The 20088-nt window shown below is 70.9% G+C and carries 16 protein-coding genes; 11 read left to right on the top strand and 5 right to left on the bottom strand.

Going from position 1 to position 20088, the window contains the following annotated elements:
- Positions 1-175 precede the first annotated feature (175 nt).
- Positions 176-2926: an AfsR/SARP family transcriptional regulator gene (locus A3CE_RS0106570; protein WP_245589442.1), complete on the top strand. Its 2751-nt coding sequence runs from the start codon at positions 176-178 to the stop codon at positions 2924-2926.
- Positions 2927-2956: 30 nt separating this feature from the next.
- On the opposite strand, the gene A3CE_RS50280 is transcribed toward A3CE_RS0106570, so the two are convergent.
- The 5 genes from A3CE_RS50280 to A3CE_RS50270 are packed head-to-tail and all read right to left on the bottom strand — an operon-like array spanning position 2957 to position 7285.
- Complete coding sequence (locus tag A3CE_RS50280) at positions 2957-3793, bottom strand: MurR/RpiR family transcriptional regulator (RefSeq protein WP_084641314.1); 837 nt, start codon at positions 3791-3793, stop codon at positions 2957-2959.
- Positions 3794-3831: 38 nt separating this feature from the next.
- Entirely contained in the window at positions 3832-4770 is a 939-nt protein-coding gene (locus A3CE_RS0106560; protein WP_020639273.1) for an ABC transporter substrate-binding protein, read from the bottom strand.
- Between the two features lie 53 nt (positions 4771-4823).
- Positions 4824-5513: an ABC transporter permease gene (locus A3CE_RS50275; RefSeq protein ID WP_020639272.1), complete on the bottom strand. Its 690-nt coding sequence runs from the start codon at positions 5511-5513 to the stop codon at positions 4824-4826.
- Positions 5514-5522: 9 nt separating this feature from the next.
- The gene (locus A3CE_RS0106545) at positions 5523-6152 is read right to left on the bottom strand and encodes an ABC transporter permease (protein WP_043790717.1); all 630 of its coding nucleotides are present in this window, start codon (positions 6150-6152) and stop codon (positions 5523-5525) included.
- Positions 6149-7285 carry an ABC transporter ATP-binding protein gene (locus A3CE_RS50270; protein WP_043790715.1) on the bottom strand — a complete coding sequence of 379 codons (1137 nt, stop codon included), beginning with the start codon at positions 7283-7285 and terminating at the stop codon, positions 6149-6151. The genes A3CE_RS0106545 and A3CE_RS50270 overlap by 4 nt, the downstream gene beginning before the upstream one ends.
- A 151-nt stretch (positions 7286-7436) precedes the next feature.
- Between A3CE_RS50270 and A3CE_RS0106535 the strand changes: the two genes are divergently transcribed.
- The 10 genes from A3CE_RS0106535 (at position 7437) to A3CE_RS0106490 (ending at position 20079) form a co-directional block, all read left to right on the top strand.
- The gene (locus A3CE_RS0106535) at positions 7437-8918 is read left to right on the top strand and encodes an aromatic amino acid ammonia-lyase (RefSeq protein WP_020639269.1); all 1482 of its coding nucleotides are present in this window, start codon (positions 7437-7439) and stop codon (positions 8916-8918) included.
- A gap of 141 nt (positions 8919-9059) precedes the next feature.
- On the top strand, positions 9060-9332 hold the full coding sequence (locus tag A3CE_RS0106530; RefSeq protein ID WP_020639268.1) for a Rossmann-fold NAD(P)-binding domain-containing protein: 273 nt from the start codon (positions 9060-9062) through the stop codon (positions 9330-9332).
- A 182-nt stretch (positions 9333-9514) separates the two neighbouring features.
- On the top strand, positions 9515-10453 hold the full coding sequence (locus A3CE_RS0106525) for an ABC transporter permease (RefSeq protein ID WP_020639267.1): 939 nt from the start codon (positions 9515-9517) through the stop codon (positions 10451-10453).
- The gene (locus A3CE_RS0106520; RefSeq protein ID WP_020639266.1) at positions 10453-11448 is read left to right on the top strand and encodes an ABC transporter permease; all 996 of its coding nucleotides are present in this window, start codon (positions 10453-10455) and stop codon (positions 11446-11448) included. The genes A3CE_RS0106525 and A3CE_RS0106520 overlap by 1 nt, the downstream gene beginning before the upstream one ends.
- 10 nt (positions 11449-11458) lie before the next feature.
- Positions 11459-13132, top strand: a complete 1674-nt coding sequence (locus tag A3CE_RS0106515) for an ABC transporter substrate-binding protein (RefSeq protein ID WP_020639265.1) — start codon at positions 11459-11461, stop codon at positions 13130-13132.
- Positions 13129-14838 carry a dipeptide ABC transporter ATP-binding protein gene (locus tag A3CE_RS0106510; protein ID WP_020639264.1) on the top strand — a complete coding sequence of 570 codons (1710 nt, stop codon included), beginning with the start codon at positions 13129-13131 and terminating at the stop codon, positions 14836-14838. The genes A3CE_RS0106515 and A3CE_RS0106510 overlap by 4 nt, the downstream gene beginning before the upstream one ends.
- A 286-nt stretch (positions 14839-15124) precedes the next feature.
- A complete protein-coding gene (locus A3CE_RS0106505; RefSeq protein WP_020639263.1) occupies positions 15125-16735 on the top strand; it encodes an ABC transporter substrate-binding protein in 1611 nt (536 codons plus the stop codon).
- Entirely contained in the window at positions 16732-17685 is a 954-nt protein-coding gene (locus A3CE_RS0106500) for an ABC transporter permease (protein WP_026468219.1), read from the top strand. Before A3CE_RS0106505 ends, A3CE_RS0106500 begins: the two co-directional genes overlap by 4 nt.
- Positions 17678-18511, top strand: coding sequence for an ABC transporter permease (locus A3CE_RS0106495; protein WP_245589440.1), 834 nt, complete (start codon positions 17678-17680; stop codon positions 18509-18511). The genes A3CE_RS0106500 and A3CE_RS0106495 overlap by 8 nt, the downstream gene beginning before the upstream one ends.
- The gene (locus A3CE_RS0106490; protein ID WP_020639260.1) at positions 18508-20079 is read left to right on the top strand and encodes a dipeptide ABC transporter ATP-binding protein; all 1572 of its coding nucleotides are present in this window, start codon (positions 18508-18510) and stop codon (positions 20077-20079) included. The genes A3CE_RS0106495 and A3CE_RS0106490 overlap by 4 nt, the downstream gene beginning before the upstream one ends.
- Positions 20080-20088 lie beyond the last annotated feature (9 nt).

Raw genomic sequence — 20088 nt, 5'->3', positions numbered from 1 at the left:
CCCGTGCCCACCGACGAACCCCCAGCCGCGCGGCAGGCACCACGATGTCCGAGAGCGTCCCCGGCTTGTCCTCCCCGCGTCCTCCGGGCGGATCTGCTGGGCATACCCGCTGGTGAGCTAGCATTCGGTGTGCCCAGGACACAGTGGGGGATGAGGCTGCCCAATGGATTTCCGCGTGCTCGGAACGCTGGAGGTCTGGACCGACGCAGGCAGGGTCATGGTGCCGAGCCCCCGGCATCAACGGGTACTGGCCGCGCTCCTGCTCGCCGCCAACTCCGTCGTGCCCGTCGCCCGATTGGTCGATGCGGTCTGGCACGACGAACCACCCGTGACAGCCACGAAGCAGATCCAGAACTGCGTGTCGGTGCTTCGTGAGCGGCTGGGCCGCGAACGCGACGTCATCATCACGGATGGACCCGGTTACCAGCTGTCGATCGGCGACGACGAGCTCGACGCCATCCGGTTCCAGCGTGGCATGGTTGTGGCGCACCAGTTCGCGGCCGAGGGCAGCCGGCGGCGGGCGGTCGCCACCGCCCGCGACGCGTTGCGGCTGTGGCGTGGCCCCGCCCTCGACGGGTTGGACGCGATCGCGCTGGCCGGGCCCATCACCAAGCTGAACGAGCAGCGGTACAACGCCATCGAGACGTGTGCCGAGTGGCAGCTCCAGCTGGGTGACCATCAGGCTGTCGTCGAAGAGCTGGGCGAGCTGGTCGCGTTCCACCCGCTGCGCGAGCGCATGCACGGCCAGTTGATGGCGGCGCTCGACGGCTGCGGCCGGCCGGCCGACGCGCTCGCGGTGTTCGGCGCCCTGCGCGCCAGGTTGGCCGGCGAGCTCGGCGTGGAACCCGGGCCCGGACTGCGGGCGCAGCAGGCACGCATCCTCGCCGGGACGCGCGGCAAGTCGTCGCCCGCCACCGGCAGCCCACCGGTGCCGGCCGACCGCGCACCGCGGCAGCTCGCGGCGGCCGTCGCCCGGCAGTGGACGGCTGAGGTCGAGCTGCGGTCGCTCAACCGGCCCGAACCCGTCCCGCTCACCTGGTCGAGCACCGGACGGCCGGTCACCGCCGGGGCCGCGCTCTCCCGCCACGACGTCGCGAGCCGGGGCGAACGGCTCGTGTTCAGCGGTGATCTCCGCGACGTCGTCGCCAAGTTCCGGCAGGTGCGCTCCCGGCAGCTGGTCGTCCTCGGTGACCCGGGCGCCGGCAAGTCCGTCCTGGCGATGCTGTTCACCCTCGGCCTGCTCGCCGACCGGCGCGAGGGGGAACCGGTCCCGGTGCTGCTGCCGTTGGCGTCCTGGAATCCGCACCGGGAGCACCTGCGGCACTGGCTGGCCGCCAAACTGGTGGAGGACTATCCCGGCCTCGGCAACAAGGCCGTGTACGGCGCCGACGCGGCGACCCGGCTGGTGTCCGACCGCAGGATCGTCCCGGTGCTGGACGGCCTGGACGAGATCCCGCCCGCGCTGCACGCCGCGGCGATCGACGCACTCGACCGCGCCGTCGCCGACGGTAGTCCGCTGGTGGTGACCTGCCGCGCCACGGAGTACGAGAAAGCCGTGACACAGAGCGGTTCCCTCCTCGCCAGAGCCGCCGTGGTGGAGATCGAGCCGGTCGGGGCCGAGGCCGCCATCGAGTTCCTGACCGCGCGGACGAGAGCCGGCGAGACCCGGTGGCGGCCCGTCGAGCAACGGCTGCGCCGGCAGCCGGACAGCCCGCTCGCTCAGGCGCTGCGCACCCCGCTGATGGTCGACCTGGCCAGAGCCGCCTACGCGGATCCGAAAACGGATCCCGGCGAACTGTGCGACACCGACCGGTTCGGCGGTCCGGAGCTGATCGAAGACCATCTTCTGGACGCCTACCTTCCCGCCGGCTACGCCCATCGCCCCACACCACCCGCTCCGGACGGCCGGCCGGTCACGCCGCGGACCTACGACCCGCGGCAGGCCGAGCGGTGGCTCGGATTCCTCGCACGGCGGTTGCAGGACCAGCGGACCCGGGACCTCGCCTGGTGGCGTCTCGACCGGATGATGCCTCGCCATGTCGCCGGGCTCTACCTCGGCCTGCCACCCGCCCTGCTGTTCGCGGCGACCGGCTGGGTCGCCGCCGGCCCGATCGCCGGCCTTGTCTACGGCCTGTCGTTCGGTCTCGCGGGCTGGTTGGCGCACACGCTCGGCGAGCGGCCGGGACCACTTCGGGTCGAGCTCCGCTTCCACCGGACGACGAGCCGTTTCCTCTGGCGGTTCCTCGCCGGCGCCGTCGCCGGCAGCCTGCTCGCACTGGGCTGGTCGCTGTCACCGCCCGTCATCGCCCTGCTCGCCGTGCTGTTCGGGCTGGCCATCGCACCCCACGTCTGGCTGGACACCCCGATCGACGCCGGCACGGTGACCAGCCCGGCCACCGTGCTGCGCGGCGACCGGACCGCGGCCCTGGCCTACACCCTGTCGTTCGTGATGTGCATGGGCCCGTTCTGGGGAATCGCCTTCGCGCTCACCAACGAGACCCGGTTCGTCACGATTCTGGGCGGCGACTTCGACCTGGTGCTGGCACTGGCCACCGGCCTCGCCTCCGGGCTGCTCGGCCGTTTCATGCTCGGGACCGCGGGCGGCATCGCCTACGGGCTGGCGGGCGCGGTCGTCGGTGGTCAGGTGCTCCCGCGCGCCACCAGCGCCACGCAGGCCGTCATCGCCGGGATCCTGTTCGGGCTCGCGGTCGGGCTCGCCGTCTGCCTCGCCCGCGCGTGGGGCGCGTTCACGATGATGCGCCTGTGGCTCGCCGCTCGCGGTCACCTGCCGTGGCACTTGATGGGTTTCCTCGCCGACGCCCACCGCCGCGGCGTCCTCCGCCAGGTCGGCGGCGTGTACCAGTTCCGCCACGAGCGCCTGCAGGCCCGCCTCGCCGGCCTGGCGGAACCCACGGCGCGCAGCTGACCAAAACGAGTTTTGCCGCCCTCGGCCCTGTCATCTGGACAGGAAGATCTGGCGTTCCTCCGCGGTGGTCTCGAACAGGTCCAGGCTGGCCTGCTGGTCGGTCGGGGTGGCGCCGAGCACCGTGTGCAGCAGCGCCGTGCACAGCACGGTCGCCCCGGCGTGCGAGTCGAACGCGAAGTCCGAGCAGACCGGCGCGGCCAGCACGACGTCCGCATGCTCGGCCAGCGGGCTGAGTCGCTGGTCGGTGACCAGGGCGATCTTCAGGCCGACCCGCCGTGCCCAGAGCATCGCCTTCTTGGTCTCCGCCGGATGGCGGGGCAGCGCGAACACGAGTACCCATTCGGCGCCGGTCTCGGCTGCCCGGGTCAGTCCGTCTTCGAGCGTCGAACCGGGAACGTCGAGCACCCGGACGTCGGGCAGTACCTTCGCCGCGAAATAGCCGAAAAGCTGTGCCAGCGGCGCCGACACCCGCAGCCCGATCACGGGCAACGGGCGCGACGCCGCCAGCGCGGCCGATACTTTGTGCAGCGGACCGAGGTCCGCCAACGTGTCCCGCAGAGTTTCCAGATTCCGGATCTCGGCGTCGATCAACAGCTGGATCTCGTTGCGCACCCCGGCGGCCGGCTGGTCCGCCGGGCGGGCCAGCAGGGCCGATCGCAGCGCGCTGCGGAACTCCGGGAAGCCGTCGAAGCCGAGCGCGGTGGCGAACCTCGTCACCGACGGCTGGCTGACGCCCACCTTCTCCGCGATGTCGACGCTGCTGAGGAACACCGCCTCCCGCGGATGGTCGAGCAGGTACTGCGCGATCCGCCGTTGCGACGGGGACAGCCGATGCCCGCCGAACAGGTCGTGCATCCTGGCTCTCATCCATCCGGTGTCCTCTGCCGACCCGAGATCCGGTTGGGTCACGAAACAATCCCCTCCTGCTTCAGCCAGTCGGCGGCGACCTGGTCCGGGTCGGCCTTGTCGTTGTCCACTTTGGAATCCAGTTGGCTGAGGGCGTCGGTGGTCAGCTTGTCGTTGAGCTGGGCCAGCGCGCTTTCCACCGCCGGATTCGGCTTGGCGGAGCTGATCAGCGGCACGATGTGCTGAGCGGCGATGAGGTGCTTCGGGTCGGTGAGCACGACCCAGCCCTTGCGCTGGATGTCCACGTCCGTGCTGAACAAGTTCGCCACGTCGATGTCACCTTTGCCCAACGCTCCCTTGGTCAGCGGCCCGTCCGCGTCCAGGGCCTTGAATTCCTTGAACCGCGCCCCATACACCTGCTCGAGGCCGACGATTCCAGCGTACCGGGTCTGGTCCTCGGCCGGTCCGCCGAACACGAGCTGGCCGTTGTGCGCGGCCAGGTCGGCCAGTGAGTGCAGGTTGTACTTGTCGGCGGTGGCCTTGGTGACCGCGTACACGTCGGCGTCCTCGGCGGCCGCATACGGAAGCACCTTCAGCCCGGCGGGCAGCGCGGCGGTCAGCGCCTGCTGCACGTCCGCGGCGCTGCTCTGCTTGGCGTCCGGCTTCAGGTAGGCGAGCAGGCTGCCCTGGTACTCCGGCAGCAGGTCGATGTCGCCGTGCTGCAACGCCGGGATGATCACCTCACGGGAACCGAGGTTGGGCTTGACGGTGACGGTGACACCCTTGGCCTTGAGCACGCCGGCGTAGAGGTAGCCGAGCACGACGTTTTCGGTGTAGTTGGCCGTGCCGACGGTGATGGCGCCGCCACCGCTGTTCGAAGCGGACCCGCTGGCGGGCTGGTTGAGCGAGTCGACGCCACCGGAACAACCGGCGAGCAGGACAGTGGTGACGGCGGTGGTGATGGCGGTGGTGGCGATCAAGCCGATGCGGTTCTTCACGGAGCTCCTCGACGAACGCGGGTACTGAGGTGGGTCGGGTACAGCTCGGCCGGCTAGGCGTCGTTGTTTTGACGTCGCCGCAGCGCAATGCCCCGTGGTACGAGACTCCGCTGCAGCCCGGTGAACGCGAGGTCCACCGTGATGGCCAGGACGGCGACGAGCACAGCGCCGGCGAGCACCTGGGTGAGGTCGCGCTGGGCAAGCCCGTCGAACAGGTAGCGGCCGAGACCGCCGAAGCTGATGTACGCGGCGATGGTCGCGGTGGCGATCACCTGCACCGCGGCCAGCCGGATGCCGGCGATGATCAGGGGCAGTGCCAGGGGGATCTCGATCTCCCACAGCACCTGGAGGCCGGTCATCCCGACGCCGCGCGCGGCGTCACGCACCTCCCGGTCGACCGCGGCCATGCCGGCGTAGGTGTTGGTGATGATCACGGGAACGGCCAGCACCACCAGCGCGACGTACACCGGCCACAGGCTCAGCCCGCTGACCAGGAACACCAGGGTGACGAGCCCGACGGTGGGCAGCGCCCGGCCGAAGCCGCTGATGTTGATGGCCAGGAACGCACCTCGGCCGGTGTGCCCGATGAGCAGGCCGATCGGCAGCGCGACGACCATCGCGGCGAGCGTGGACAACAGGGAGTACTGCAGGTGCTCCAGCACCCGGTTGGCCACCCCGCCGGTGCCCGCCCAGTGCGCACCGCTGGTCAGCCAGCCGAAGACCGAGCCGAAGATACCGAACATGACGCGGCCCTACTTCCTGGTCCACGGGGTGAGCACGCGCTGCGCACCGACCAGCAACCCGTCGGCGACCAGCGCGAGCAGCAGCGTCAGCACCACGCCGACGACGATCGGGGTGGGAAAGTCGCGCTGGAAGCCGTCGATGAACAACTGGCCGAGCGCGCCGTAGCCGATGAATCCGGCGACGCTGACCAGGCTGATCGTCATCACGGTCGCCATCCGGACGCCGGCCATGATCACCGGCAGGGCGAGCGGCAGCTCCACCGCGAACAGGGTGTGCAGCCGGGTGTAGCCCATCGCCCTGGCCGCCTGGCGGACCTGCGGGGACACCCCGGCCAGCCCCTCGACGATGTTGCGTACCAGCACGACCAGGGTGTAGACGGTCAGTCCGGCGATGGCGGTCGTCTCGGTCAGCCCGGTGATCGGCAGCAGCAGGATGAACAGCGCGAGCGAGGGCACCGTGAACAGCACACCGCTGATCGCCGTGATCGGGCCGCGCAGCACGGGCAACCGGTGCGCGAGCACCCCGAGCGGCAACGCGATCACCAGCCCGAGCAGCACCGCGATCGCGGTCATCTCGGTGTGGGTGAGCACCAGCGTCCACAAGGCACCGGTGTGGGCGGGAATCCACGACCACATCATGAGGACGGCACCTCGTGCGCGGCGACCTCGGCGACGATCCCGGCCCGGAAGCCGGCGGCGAGCTCGCCGATCTCCCGCTGATCGGAAACGCCTGCCACCGCACCGTGTTCGTCGAGCCGGACGGCGAGCCCGGTCGGCGCGGACATCGCGTTGTCCAATGCGGACAGCAAAGACGCGTCGGGCCGCAGGCCGCCGGCCGGGAAGATCTCGCCGTCAGCGACCACTCCGGTCGCCGGAAGCCGGTGCCGGTCGACCCAGCCGACCGGCCGGCCATCTGCTGTCACGGCGAGCAGCCACTGCTGGTCACCGGTCGCCGACCGCGCTTCGGCGACCGGGGTGTCGGCGCGGACGGTGGTGACCGGCCGGATCGGCACGCCGTCGAGCGAGCGCAGGGACAGCAGTTTCAGCCCGCGCTGCTCGCCGAGGAAGTCGGCGACGAACTCGTCGGCCGGATGGGCGAGCAGTTCGGCAGGCGCCGCGTACTGGGCGAGCTTGCCGCCGACGCGGAAGATCGCGATCCGGTCGCCCAGCTTCACCGCCTCGTCGATGTCGTGCGTGACGAACACGATCGTCTTTTGCAGCCGGCGCTGCAGGCTGAGCAGCTCCTCCTGCAGGCGGCCGCGGACCACCGGATCGACCGCGCCGAACGGTTCGTCCATCAGCAGGACCGGCGGATCGGCGGCCAGCGCGCGGGCCACCCCGACGCGCTGCTGCTGCCCACCGGAGAGCTGGTGCGGGTACCGGTCGGCCAGCTGCTCCGCCAGCCCGACCGTCTCCAGCAGCTCGTCGGTGCGGTCCCGGATCTTGCGTTTCGACCAGCCGAGCAGCCGCGGCACCGTGCCGATGTTGTCCCGGACTGTCCGATGGGGAAACAACCCGGACTGCTGGATCACATAGCCGATGCCCCTTCGCAAGGCGGCTTCCGGCAGGTCGCGCACGTTGCGACCGTCCACTGTGACCGCACCGGAGGTCGCCTCGACCATCCGGTTGATCATCCGGAGTGTGGTGGTCTTCCCACATCCTGACGTGCCGACGAGGACGGTGAGCTGTCCCGCCGGCATGGTCATGTCCAACTCGTGCACCGCCGTGGCACCGCCAGGGAAGCGCTTCGTCACCGACTCAAACCTGATCAACTATCTTCACCCCTTGAAGTGAGTGAATATCTTCATGCATAGTTCGTAGCGAATACGCGTATGTCAAGGTTCAGTCGCGGGCGTTAACCGACCGGAAACACGAGCCGGTCCGGCTGCCGTCCGCGATGACCCGTGTCCGGAGGAGATCGACATGACGTCGGTGATCGGGACGGTCGCGCCCGTGGTGCTCGACGGCCGCACGTTGAGCGCCGACCAGCTCATCAGGGTGGCGTGTGAACGGGCAACGGTCCTGCTCGACGACACCGGCCGCAAGCGGATGGCCGCCTCGGCGCGGGCCTCCCGGGAAATCGTCGACCGGCAACTCGTCTACGGACGCAACACCGGGGTCGGCGCCAACCGGACCGAGAGCGTGTCCGCGAGCGACCGCGCCGAGCACGGGCTCCGGCTGCTGCGCAGCCACGCCGGCGGGATCGGCGACCTGCTGCCGGAGGAACAGGCCCGCGCGATGCTGGCGGTCCGGATCAACCAGCTGCTGGCCGGCGGTGCCGGACTGCCGCCGGCCGTCGCCGAAACGCTGACCGCCGCGCTCAACGCCGGCGCCTACCCGGCCGTGCACGAGTTCGGGGCGATCGGCACCGGCGATCTGACCGCGCTCGCCGAAACCGGGCTGGTCATGCTCGGCGAACGGCCGTGGCTCGGCGGCCGCGCCACCCCGCCGCCGATCACCCTCGAACCGGGCGACGCCCTCGCGCTGATCAGCAGCAACGCGCTGACCATCGGCCTGGCGTCCCTGGCCTGGCGGATGGTGCGGGACCTGGTCGCCGCGACCAGCCTGGTCGCGGGACTGTCCTTTTTGGCCGTCGATGCGTCGCTGGAACCGTTGGCCGAGCGGGTCCACCGCGCCCGGCCGCACCCCGGCCAGGTGCTCGCCGCCGCGCGGATGCGGCGCTTGATCGGCACGCCGCCGCGGCAGCGGGCGAGAATCCAGGATCCCTACGGCTACCGGTGTTTCCCCCAGATCACCGGGCTCGCCGTGGATGCCGTCGACGGACTGGAGCGGGTGCTGTCCGTCGAGCTCAACGCGGCCGCGGAGAACCCGCTGATCTCGGCCGAGGACGACGCCGCGTACCACCACGGCGGCTTCCACTGCGCTTACCTGGGCATGGCCCTGGACACGACGAAACTCGCGCTGCTGCACACCGGGCAGCTGTCCACCGCGCGGCTGACCACGCTGAGCGAACCGGGATTCACCGCGCAGCGGCCCTTCCTCGCCGAGGGCGCGACCGGCAGTTCCGGGATCATGATCCTCGAATACAGCGCGCACTCGGCGCTGGCCGAGGTGCGCGGCATGGCCCAGCCGGCCGGCCTCGGGCACGCGGTCGTCTCCCGGGGCGTCGAGGACCATTCGAGCTTCGCGTTCCAGTCCGCCGGTCAGGCGTTGCGTGCGGCCCGCGCGTTCCGGCTGGTGCTGGCGTGCGAGCTCGTGGCGGCCATGCGGACGCTGCGACAGCGATCCATCGAGCCGGATCCGGCCAGTCCGCTCGCCGCCGCCTACCGGCTGGCCGACCGCGCACTGGACCCGGACATGGCCGACCGGTCACTGAGCCCGGACGTCATGGCGGCCGCGATCCTGCTCGACCGGCTGGCCGGCAGCGGGGAAATCGAGGGCTGATCGATCACGTCGCCCGGGGGCCGGCAAAGTCGCGCCCGGTTCGCGGATCGGCGGCTCGCCGGAGGTCTTGAATGACTCATTCAGGACCTCCAGAGACCTGAATGAGTCATTCAAGACACCGCGCTGCTGTACCGGCTGGCCTTGGAGCACACGCCCGCGGGCAGCAGGCTGCACGCGGTCGGCGACGAGGGCATCCCGGTGCGCCGGATCGCCGAGCGCATCGGCGACCACCTGCACCTGCCGGTCACGTCCGTCCCCGTGGAGCAGTCGGCCGAGCACTTCGGCTGGCTCGGCCCGATCTTCGCGATGGACACGCCCGCCTCCAGCGCCATCACCCGGAAGCTGATGGACTGGCACCCGGCTCGTCCCGGGCTGCTCGCCGACCTCGACGCGGGCCACTACTTCGCCCGCTGAACCGTCCTATGAGCGGTCGACGTCCGCTCAGTGGACACAAAACGGGCATCAACAGATAAATCACCCGCGCCGTCGGCGACTTACCGTCCAGATAGTGGGATGGTGGGTCGATCACTGGGTTCGGCAGTGGAACTTCCATAAGGTCCTGATCGTCACTCGATCGGCTGAACCTTGAAGGTGCTGTGGTCAAACCTCCGCCGACACCCGCCGGTGTCCCGGCCCTCGCGGCACGTTCCCTGCCGGCCGCGGTGTGGCGTGCCGTCCGCTCCGGGCGGTGGACGTCCGTCTGTGCGCTCCTGGTCGTCGGCATCGTGCTGCTCGCCGCCGGGGCCGATCTGTTCGCCGGAGTCGAAGGGCAGAGCCTGGTCCCGGACATCGCCACACTCGGCCCGACCGGGCTCCCGGCGGGGACGCTGGGCGGGGTGAGCGGGGCGCACTGGTTCGGTGTCGAGCCGCTGACCGGTGTCGACCTCTTCGCGCTCGTCGCGCACGGCGCGCGGACGTCGTTGCTCGTCGGGCTCGGCGCCACCGTGCTCGCCACCGCCCTCGGTGTCGTGATCGGAGTCAGCGCCGGCTACCTCGGCGGCTGGTGGGACCGCCTGGTGACCTGGACCGCCGACGTCATCCTCGGGTTCCCGTACCTGATCTTCATGGTCGCGCTCGGCGCGGTCCTGCCGGTCGACTTCCCGCGGCAGGTCACGTTGATCGTCGTGCTCGGGCTCTTCGGCTGGCCGCGCGTGGCCAGGATCGTGCGGGCGCAGGCCCTGACGCTGTCCCGACGCGATTTCGTCGCCGCCGCCAAGGTCATCGGCGGCGGGCCGTGGCACGTGATCACGAAGGAACTGCTGCCCAACCTCTGGGCGCCGATCATCGTCGTCGCCAGCCTGTCCATCCCGTCGATGATCGGCAGTGAGGCCGCGCTGTCGTTCCTGGGCGTCGGCGTCCTGCCTCCGACGCCCAGCTGGGGGCGCACGATCAGCACCGCCATCGACTTCTTCGAAACCGACCCGATGTACCTGGTCTTCCCCGGCCTCCTGCTGTTCCTCATCACGCTGGCCTTCAACGTCGTCGGCGACGCCGTTCGCGACGCGCTCGATCCGCGCTCGGGAGGTGCGGCCTGATGCGCACCGCCCGCTTCGTCGCCACCCGCTTCGCCGGGATGCTCCTGGTCCTGCTCGTCGTCGCCTTCGTGACGTTCGTGGTGTTCTACGTCCTGCCCGCCGACCCCGCCCGGATGGCGTGCGGCCGCCCGTGCTCGCCGGAAGGACTCCGGCTCGCGCGGGAGTTCATGGGCTACGACGTCCCGTGGTACCGGCAGTTCCTCGACTTCCTCGGCGGGATCGTCGGCGGCCGCACGTTCGGCACGGGTACCGCGGCGATCCACTGCGCCGCCCCCTGCTTCGGCTACGACTTCCAGAACAACGTCGACGTGCTCAGCGAGATCGGCGGCCGGATCGAGGTCAGCTTCTCCGTCGCGCTGGGTGCGGCCGTGATCTGGATCGTCCTCGGCGTCGGGCTCGGCGTGCTTTCGGCGCTGCGCCGCGGCACGGCCGTCGACCGGATCACGATGGCCGCCGCGATGACCGGCGTGTCCATGCCCGCCTACCTGGCCGGGATGATCGGGATCACGATCTTCGCGTTCGCGCTCGACGTCGTGCCGAAGTCCGGTTATGTGCCCCTGAGCGAAAACCCCGCCCAGTGGGCCTGGCACCTCGTGCTGCCGTGGTTCGTCCTGGCCTTCCTGCACGCTGCCATCTACGCGCGGCTGACCCGCGGCCAGATGCTGGAAACCCTCGGCGAGGACTACGTCCGCACCGCGCGGGCCAAGGGCCTCACCGAGCGGAAGGTGGTGGGGCGGCACGCTTTGCGCAACGTCCTGCTGCCGGTGGTCACGGTGTTCGGCGTCGACCTCGGCGGCCTGCTGGCCGGGACGGTGATCACCGAGCGGATCTTCGGCATGGCCGGGGTCGGGCGGCTGCTCGTCGACGCGATCGCGTCGCTCAACCTGCCGGTGCTGCTGGGCGTGACGCTGTTCTCGGCCCTGCTGGTGACGGTCCTGAACTTCCTGGTCGATCTCTGCTACGGCGCGCTCGATCCGCGGGCGCGCCTCGTTTGAAGGGGACACGATGAAACAGCTGCGGTTCGCCGTGGGGGTGCTGGCCGCCGTCATGCTGCTGACGGCGTGCGGGGCCAACGACACACCCGCCGGACAGGGCGGCACCGTCAAACCGGGCGGCACCCTCGTCCTGCTCAACGACGCGCCGTCGATCACCTGGGACCCGGCGAAGAGCTCGAACCTGGTCGTCACCACGCTCGGGCTGATCCACCGGCGGCTGACGTCGTGGGACGTCGCGCCGGGCAAGGACACCACGATCGTGCCCGACCTGGCCACCGACACCGGACGGCCCAGCGACGGCGGCAAGACCTGGACGTTCACCCTGAAGGACGGCCTGAAGTACGCCGACGGAACGCCGATCAAGAGCGAAGACGTCAAGTGGGGTCTGGAGCGCTCGTTCGCTGCCGCCTTCTCCGGCGGTCTGGCCTACCACAAGGACCTGCTCTCGCCGGGCCTGGCGTACAAGGGCCCGTTCGACGGCGGCAAGGAACTCGACACCGTCCAGACGCCGGACGCCAAGACCATCGTCTTCCACCTCGCCCGCGCCTACGGCGACTTCAACTGGGTCGCCAGCACCCCGGCGTTCTCGCCGGTGCCGAAGGGCAAGGGCGCCGAAGCGAACTACGGCGACCACCCGGTCGCGTCCGGCCCGTACCAGCTGCAGAGCTACGAGCGCGGCAAGTCGGCGAAGCTGACGCGCAACCCGAACTGGAGCCGCGACGAGGACAAGACGCGGCTGGCCAACCCGGACACCATCGACTTCGAGCTCGGCCAGGACACCGGGGTCATCTCCAAGCGCCTGGTCGACGACACGGGCAAGGACCGTGCCGCCTTCGGCATGACGTTCGCCTCGCCCGCCCAGCTGGCGCAGATCCAGGGCAACGCCTCGGCGAAGTCACGGCTGGTGACGTCGGAATCCGGGGCGCTGGCCTACCTTTCGCTGAACACCCAGCGCGGCAACCTGAAGAACCCGAAGGTGCGCCAGGCGTTCCAGTACGCCGTCGACAAGGCCGCGTTCCAGGTGGCCAGCGCCGGCAGCCCCCAGCTGGCCGGTGACGTCGCCACCACGCTGATCACGCCCGGCCTGCAGGGGCGTGATCAGTACGACCTGTACCCGGCGCCGCCGTCCGGCGACCCGGCGAAGGCCAAGCAGCTGCTGGCCGAGGCGGGCTTCCCGAACGGGCTCGACGGCCTGGTCATGGCCACCCACAACGAACGGGGTTTCCCGGAGAAGGCCGCGGCGATCCAGGCTTCGCTGGCCCGGGCGAACATCAAGGCCACGATCAAGCCGCTCGACGACGACACCTACACGTCCGAAGTGGACACCAAGGGCCTCTCGGACTTCGACCTGACGCTCACCTCGTGGCAGCCGGACATCCCCTCGGCCAACGCGAACATCCAGCCGCTGTTCCAGTCCACCGAGATCGGCAACGGCGGGTACAACGAGTCCCGCTACAGCAACCCCGAGGTCGACGCGCTGATCGCCGAGGCGCAGGCCACGGTGGACCCGGCCGAGGCAGGCAAGAAGTGGGCGGCGCTGGACAAGAAGATCCTCGCCGACTCGCCGGTGGTGCCGCTGATCTACACCCGCAACTCGTTCCTGCACGGCTCGCAGGTCGGTGACGTCCGGATCGGGCGCTTCCCGGCCTACGTCGACTACCGCAAGTTCGGGCTCGTCCAGTGACCGGAGCCGGGCTCCTGCGGCTGCACGACGTGGCGGTCTCGTTCGGGGACGTCGAAGCCGTCCGCGGGGTCGGCTACGAGGTCGGCGCGGGCGAGGTCGTCGCGGTGGTCGGGGAGTCCGGCTCCGGCAAGACGGTCACCGCGATGTCCCTGCTCGGCCTGCTCCCGCCCGCGGCCCGCGTAACAGGCCGCGCGGAGCTGGCCGGGCGGGACCTCTACGAGCTGACCCCGGACGAGCTGCGGGAAGTCCGCGGCGGGGACGTCGGGATGGTGTTCCAGGAGCCGATGAGCGCGCTGAACCCGGTGTTCACCATCGGGGACCAGCTCGTCGAGGCGATCCGCGCGCACCGCGACGTCACCGCCGCGGCGGCTCGGGAACGCGCGGTCGAGCTGCTCGGCCTGGTCGGGCTGCCGGACCCGCGTGCGCGGCTCCGGTCCTACCCGCACGAACTGTCCGGCGGGCAGCTGCAGCGCGTGGTGATCGCGATGGCGGTGGCGAACGAGCCGAAGCTGCTGATCGCCGACGAGCCGACCACCGCGCTGGACGTCACCGTGCAGGCGGAGATCCTCGAGCTCCTGCGGGACCTGCGGGCACGGCTGGGCACGGCGATCCTGTTGATCACGCACGACATGGGCGTGGTCGCCGACCTCGCCGACCGGGTCGTCGTGATGCACGACGGCCGCGTCGTCGAGCAGGGCGCCGTCGAGGCGATCTTCACCGCGCCGGCCGAGGACTACACGCGGCAGCTGCTCGGCTCGGTCGTCTCGCTCAGCAGCGCGGCGACGACCGGGCTCGAACGCGCGCTGGCCGCGGACGTTTCGGTCGGGCCGGGGCACGTCGCCGCCGGGGAGCACCCGGCGGTGGCGTCGGTCCCCGACGTGCCTGCCGAGGCACCGCTGCTGCGCGTGACGGACCTGGCGGTCACCTACCGCGGCCGGTTCCGCGCGCTGGCCGTGCACGCCGCCGCGGGGGTCAACCTGCACGTGGCGCCGGGGGAGGTCCTCGGCCTGGTCGGGGAGTCGGGCTCGGGCAAGAGCACGGTGGCCCGGGCGGTCACCGGCTTGATCACGCCCACGGCGGGGTCGGTGCACATCGGGGACGCGGACATCACCCGGGTGCGCGGCCGGGCGGCGAAGGCGCTGCGACGCCGGATCGGCATGGTGTTCCAGGATCCGCTGTCGTCGTTGAACCCGCGGACGACGGTGGGGGAGAGCGTCGCGACGCCGCTGCGGCTGCACCGGGCGGCTCGCGGGTCCGAAGTGGACAGCCGGGTCGCGGAGCTGCTTTCCGCTGTGCAGCTGTCGCCGTCGCTGGCCGCGCGTTACCCGCACGAGCTGTCGGGTGGCCAGCGCCAGCGCGCCTGCATCGCGCGGGCGCTGGCCCTGCGGCCGGACCTGCTGGTGGCCGACGAGCCGACGAGCGCGCTCGACGTCACCATCCAGGCCCGGATCCTCGACCTGCTGCGCGAGCTGCGGCACGAGTTCGGCTTCGCCTGCCTGTTCATCAGCCACGACCTCGCGGTGATCGAGCAGCTCGCCGACCGGGTCGCGGTGATGCACCGCGGGCACGTCGTCGAGCAGGGCCCGGCCAAGGACGTCCTGACCGCACCGGCGCACCCGTACACGCAGCGGCTGCTGTCGGCGGCGCCGGTCGCCGACCCGGAGGCTCAGCGCCGGCGCCGCGAAGCCTGGCGGCAGCTGCGCTAAGGCAGTAGACGCCGCGGTCCTGCAGCTCGGGCTCGCCATCCAGCTCCACGGCGACGTGCAGGCTGCGAGAAGTCATGTCTCTACAGCTATCCGGTGCACCGCCGCGGCGCACGCACGTTCAGGATGTGGACCGCCGAGCGGCGTCCGAGCACAAAACGCTTGCGTGTCAAGGGCGTCTCGCCGCGGTGCCAGGGGATGGGATGCCGGTTCGCCCAGTGGGACGGCCTCAAGTCTCTGGCTAGCGTCGCCTTCGAACACACAACCGCTCCCCGCTGGAGGCCGTCCGGTGTCCCCTGTTTCCCGTGCCCGCAACGCCGCGGCCCTGCTCGCCTTGCCCGTGCTGCTGACCGCCTGCTCCGCGGCGGGTACCGAACAGGCGGCCGACGCGGGGCCGCCGAAGCCCGGCGGCACGCTGCGGCTCGGCATTTCGTCCGCACCCGACTGCATCGACCCGCAGCAGATCGCCACGAACGCGTCGATCAACGTCGGCCGTCAGCTGGTCGACTCGCTCACCGACCAGGACCCGAAGACCGGCGAGATCAAGCCGTGGCTGGCCGAGAAGTGGGAGACCAGCGCCGATTCGAGGGCGTTCACCTTCCACCTGCGGTCCGGCGCGACCTTCTCCGACGGCAGCCCGGTCGACGCGGCCGCCGTGAAGACGAGCTTCGACGGTATCAAGGCTCTCGGCACGAAGGCCCAGCTCGGCTTCGGCTACCTGGCCGCGTACAAGGCGTCGGCAGTCGTCGACCCGCAGACCGTCCGGATCGAGTTCTCCGCACCCAGCGCCCAGTTCCTGCAGGCCAGTTCGACGGTCTCGCTCGGCGTCCTGGCTCCCGCGGCGTTCAAGCAGACCCCGGAGCAGCGCTGCCAGGGCAACGGCCTGATCGGGTCCGGCCCGTTCGTCTTCGAAAGCCTGAAGCAGAACCAGGAAATCGTGCTGGCCAAGCGGAAGGGCTACAGCTGGGGGTCCTCGCTGTTCAAGCACCAGGGCGAGGCTTACCTCGACAAGATCGACTACAAGATCGTGCCCGAGCCGGGCGTCCGCACCGGCAGCCTCGCCTCCGGCCAGCTCGACGCGGCCACCGACATCCAGCCGGTCGACGAGCCGCAGTTCACCGGCAACGGCTTCACCGAGAACATCCGGCCCAACCCCGGCGTCGTGTTCAACCTGCACGCCAACACCACACGCGGCGTGCTCACCGACGAGAAGGTGCGCCAAGCCGTGCTCAAGGGCGTCGACCGCACCGAGGTCGTGAACACCGTCCTGACACCCAGCTACAAGGCCGCGACCAGCATCCTGGGCTCGGCGACGCCGCTGCACAGCGACCTCTCACAGCAGCTCGCGTACGACCAGAAGGGCGCCGCCGCGCTGCTGGACGGCGACGGCTGGGTGCCCGGCCCCGATGGGATCCGCGCCAAGAACGGGCAGAAGCTGAGCGCGTCCGTCGTGTTCTCGCCGGTGTTCAACCAGAACCGCAGCGCGCTGGAGCTGATCCAGCAGCAGCTGCGCAAGATCGGCTTCGATCTGAAGATCGAGCAGCACACGACGGCCGAGACCACGCAGATCCAGCTGAGCGGCAACTACGACTTCCTCTGGTACAACGTGACCCGCGCCGACCCGGACATCCTGCGCAGCCAGTTCTCCACCAAGGCCGGCAACCGCAGCAAGCTGGTCCCGGGCAACCCCCTGGATGGTGCGCTGGACGCTCAATCGTCCACTGTGGACACCGTCAGGCGCAAGCCGTCCGCCGACGAGGCGCAGAAGCTGATCGTCGGCCACGCCTACGCGATCCCGGTGTTCGAGCTGACCCAGGTCGTCGCGCTGAGCTCGAAGGCGCACGCCGTCGACTTCGAGGCGTCGTCGCGGCTGCAGCTGTTCGACGCGTGGCTGTCGTGAGACGCTATCTGCTCCGCCGCGTCGCGCAGGCGGTGTTCGTGCTGTGGGCGGCGTTCACGCTGTCGTTCCTGATCCTCTACCTGCTGCCGGGGGACGCCGTTTCGGCGAAGCTCGCCAGTGGTGAGGCGGGTTCGTCGGCGACGCCCGGGCAGCTCGCCGCCGCCCGCGCGGAGTACGGCCTCGACTCGCCGCTGCCCGTGCAGTACCTGAAACGGCTGGTCTCGGCGCTGCACGGCGACTTCGGGCGCAGCGTCGCCACCGGCGACGACGCGACGCACATGGTCGTCACGGCGCTGCCGCCGACGCTCGCGGTGACCGGGCCGGCGCTGGTGTTCGCGGTGCTGTTCGGCGGCGGCTCGGCGTTCCTCGGCACGTTCACCCGGCTCCGCTGGCTGCGGCAGGCCCTGTTGTCCCTGCCGTCGCTGGCGATCTCGCTGCCGCCGTTCTGGGTCGGGCTGCTGCTGATCCAGTTTTTCTCGTTCCGGCTGCGGCTGCTGCCCGCACTGGGCACGCAGGGCTTCTCGGCGGTGATCCTCCCCGCGATCACCCTGGCCCTGCCGACCGGCGCGATCATCGGGCAGGTGCTGGCGAAGAGCCTGGCCACGCAGCAGGCAGAACCGTACGCGGAGATCGCCGCGGCCAAGGGCGCGAGCCGCTGGCGCGTCCACTTCGGACACCTGCTGCGCAACGCCGCCGTGCCGACGCTGACCGTCGCCGGCGTCGTGGCGGGCAACCTCGTCGCGGGCTCGGTGATCACCGAGACGGTCTTCTCGCGCGACGGCGTCGGCCGGATCACCGCGGCCGCCGTCACCGCGCAGGACGTCCCGGTGGTGCAGGCGGTGATCGTGCTGGCCGCGCTGGTGTTCGTGGTGCTCAACCTGGTCGTCGACCTGCTGTACCCGCTGCTCGACCCGCGCATCGCGCGGACGCCGGAGGTGGCCCGTGGTTGACCTCGCCCAAGCCCCCGGGCGGCACTTTCACGTGAAAGTGCCGCCCGGGCTGGTCCTCGCCGTCGCCGTGGTGGCGTTCGTGCTGCTCGCGGCCTTCGTGCCGGCGCTGCTGACCGGGTACGACCCGATCACCGGCGTCCCGAAGGAACGGCTGCACGGCCCATCGCTGCGGCACCTGTTCGGCACCGACGAGACCGGCCGTGACGTCTACGCGCGGGTGATCCACGGCGCGTCGCTCTCGCTGCGGGCCACCGCGATCGCCGTGCTCGTGGCCCTGGTGGCCGGCTCGGCGCTCGGCCTGCTCGCCGGGTTCCGCGGCGGCTGGGCCGATTCGGTGATCATGCGGGTCGTCGACGTCTTCCTGGCCATCCCGCCGATCCTGCTGTCGCTGGCCCTGGTCACGGCGCTGGGCTTCGGCACGACGAACGTGGCGATCGCCGTCGGCATCGCGAACCTCGCGTCCTTCGCGCGGGTCATGCGCGCGGAGGTGCTTCGCGTGCGAAACGGTGTGTTCGTCGAAGCCGCTCGCGCCAGCGGAGTGCGCTGGTCGGGCGTGTTGCTGCGGCACGTCCTGCCGAACGCGGCGGGCCCGGTGCTGGCCCTGGCGACGCTCACTCTCGGCACGGCCGTGCTCGAGGTGTCCGCGCTGAGCTTCCTCGGCTTCGGGGCGACGCCGCCGACGCCGGAGTGGGGCGCGCTTGTCGCGGGCGGGCGCAGTTTCCTGGGCACGGCCTGGTGGATGACGACGTTCCCGGGCCTCACGGTCGCGGCGGTGGTGCTCGCCGCGAACCGGCTGTCCCGGGCACTGGACGGAGGAGACCGATGACCCTGTTGCGGATCGCGGACCTGGCGGTGTCGTACGGAGGAGTCCCGGCCGTCCGGGATGTCAGCCTGGGCATCGAGGCGGGCGAAGTGGTCGCCGTCGTCGGCGAATCGGGCTCGGGCAAGTCGACCACGGCCCACGCGGCGATCGGCCTGCTGCCCCGCGGCGGCCGGATCGACGGCGGCTCGATCACCTTCGACGGCCGGGACCTGCTGTCGCTGTCGGACAAGCAGTGGCGCGGGGTCCGCGGGCGCGAGATCGCCCTGGTGCCGCAGGACCCGGCGGTCTCGCTGAACCCGGTGCACCGGGTCGGCGACCAGGTCGCGGAGGTGCTGAAGATCCACGGTCTCGCGGACCGGCGATCGGCGTCGACGCAGGCGATCGAGCTGCTGGAACGCGCGGGCGTGCCCCGGCCGGAGCTGCGGGCGCGGCAGTATCCCCACCAGCTGTCCGGGGGACTGCGGCAGCGCGTGCTCATCGCGTCCGCGCTGGCCGGGCGGCCGAAGCTGATCATCGCCGACGAGCCGACCTCGGCGCTGGACGTCACCGTGCAGCGGCGGATCCTCGACCACCTGACGTCGCTGGCCGCCGAATCGGGCACGGCGATCCTGCTCATCACCCACGACCTCGGCGTCGCGGCCGATCGCGCGGCACGGATCGTGGTGCTGTCGCAAGGTGAAGTGGTCGAGGAGGGGGCGTCGGTCGTCAGCGCGCCGACGCACCCTTACACCCGGCAGCTGCTCGCGGCGGCGCCGAGCATGACGGGCGCTTCCCGGCCACCCGCGGCACCGAGCGAGCCGCTGGTTTCGGTGCGAGACCTCGCGAAGACGTTCGACGGCGGGATCCGCGCGGTCGACGGGATCTCGTTCGACATCCCGCGCCGGCAGACCCTGGCGCTGGTCGGCGAGTCCGGCTCGGGAAAGTCGACGACGGCGCGGATGGTGCTGCGCCTGGAATCGCCGACGGACGGCTCGGTGCTGTTCGACGGCCAGGACATCACCGCTCTCCAAGGCGACGAACTGCGCCGGCTGCGACGCCGGATGCAGATCGTCTACCAGAACCCGTACGCGTCGCTGAACCCGAAGTTCTCCATCGAAGACGTCGTCGCGGAACCGTTGCGGGCGTTCGGGGTGCCGGACCGGCGCGCCCGTGTTCCCGAGCTGCTGGACCAGGTGGCCCTGCCGGCTTCGGTGGCGCGCCGGAAACCGTCGGAACTGTCGGGCGGCCAGCGGCAGCGGGTCGCGATCGCCAGGGCCCTCGCGCTGCGACCGGACCTGGTGGTCTGTGACGAGCCGGTGTCGGCGCTCGACGTGTCGGTACAGGCCCAGATCCTGCGTCTGCTGGACGAACTGCAGGCCGAGCTGGGGTTGTCCTACCTGTTCATTTCGCACGATTTGGCCGTGGTCCGGCAGCTCGCGGACCACGTGGGCGTCCTGCGGGACGGCGCGCTGGTCGAGCTGGGCCCGGCGGCCCAGGTGTTGCACGAGCCGCGCTCGGAGTACACGAAGGAGCTGCTGGCGGCGATTCCCGGGCGCCGGGTGCGGAACGGGCTAAGCCCGACGGGAAGGTGAGGGTGAACC

It is taken from the genome of Amycolatopsis balhimycina FH 1894, from assembly GCF_000384295.1.
In the GTDB taxonomy this organism is placed as follows: Bacteria; Actinomycetota; Actinomycetes; order Mycobacteriales; family Pseudonocardiaceae; genus Amycolatopsis; species Amycolatopsis balhimycina.
Note: the sequence above shows the minus strand (reverse complement) of the source record. Positions and strands in the feature narration are given on the sequence as shown.

Bases quoted from the DNA above. Each gene is read 5' to 3' on its own strand.
- A3CE_RS50280 (WP_084641314.1), bottom strand. From the start codon at position 3,793: ATGAGAGCCAGGATGCACGACCTGTTCGGCGGGCATCGGCTGTCCCCG.
- A3CE_RS0106545 (WP_043790717.1), bottom strand. From the start codon at position 6,152: ATGATGTGGTCGTGGATTCCCGCCCACACCGGTGCCTTGTGGACGCTG.
- A3CE_RS50275 (WP_020639272.1), bottom strand. From the start codon at position 5,513: ATGTTCGGTATCTTCGGCTCGGTCTTCGGCTGGCTGACCAGCGGTGCG.
- A3CE_RS0106515 (WP_020639265.1), top strand. From the start codon at position 11,459: ATGAAACAGCTGCGGTTCGCCGTGGGGGTGCTGGCCGCCGTCATGCTG.
- A3CE_RS0106535 (WP_020639269.1), top strand. From the start codon at position 7,437: ATGACGTCGGTGATCGGGACGGTCGCGCCCGTGGTGCTCGACGGCCGC.
- A3CE_RS0106520 (WP_020639266.1), top strand. From the start codon at position 10,453: ATGCGCACCGCCCGCTTCGTCGCCACCCGCTTCGCCGGGATGCTCCTG.
- A3CE_RS0106490 (WP_020639260.1), top strand. From the start codon at position 18,508: ATGACCCTGTTGCGGATCGCGGACCTGGCGGTGTCGTACGGAGGAGTC.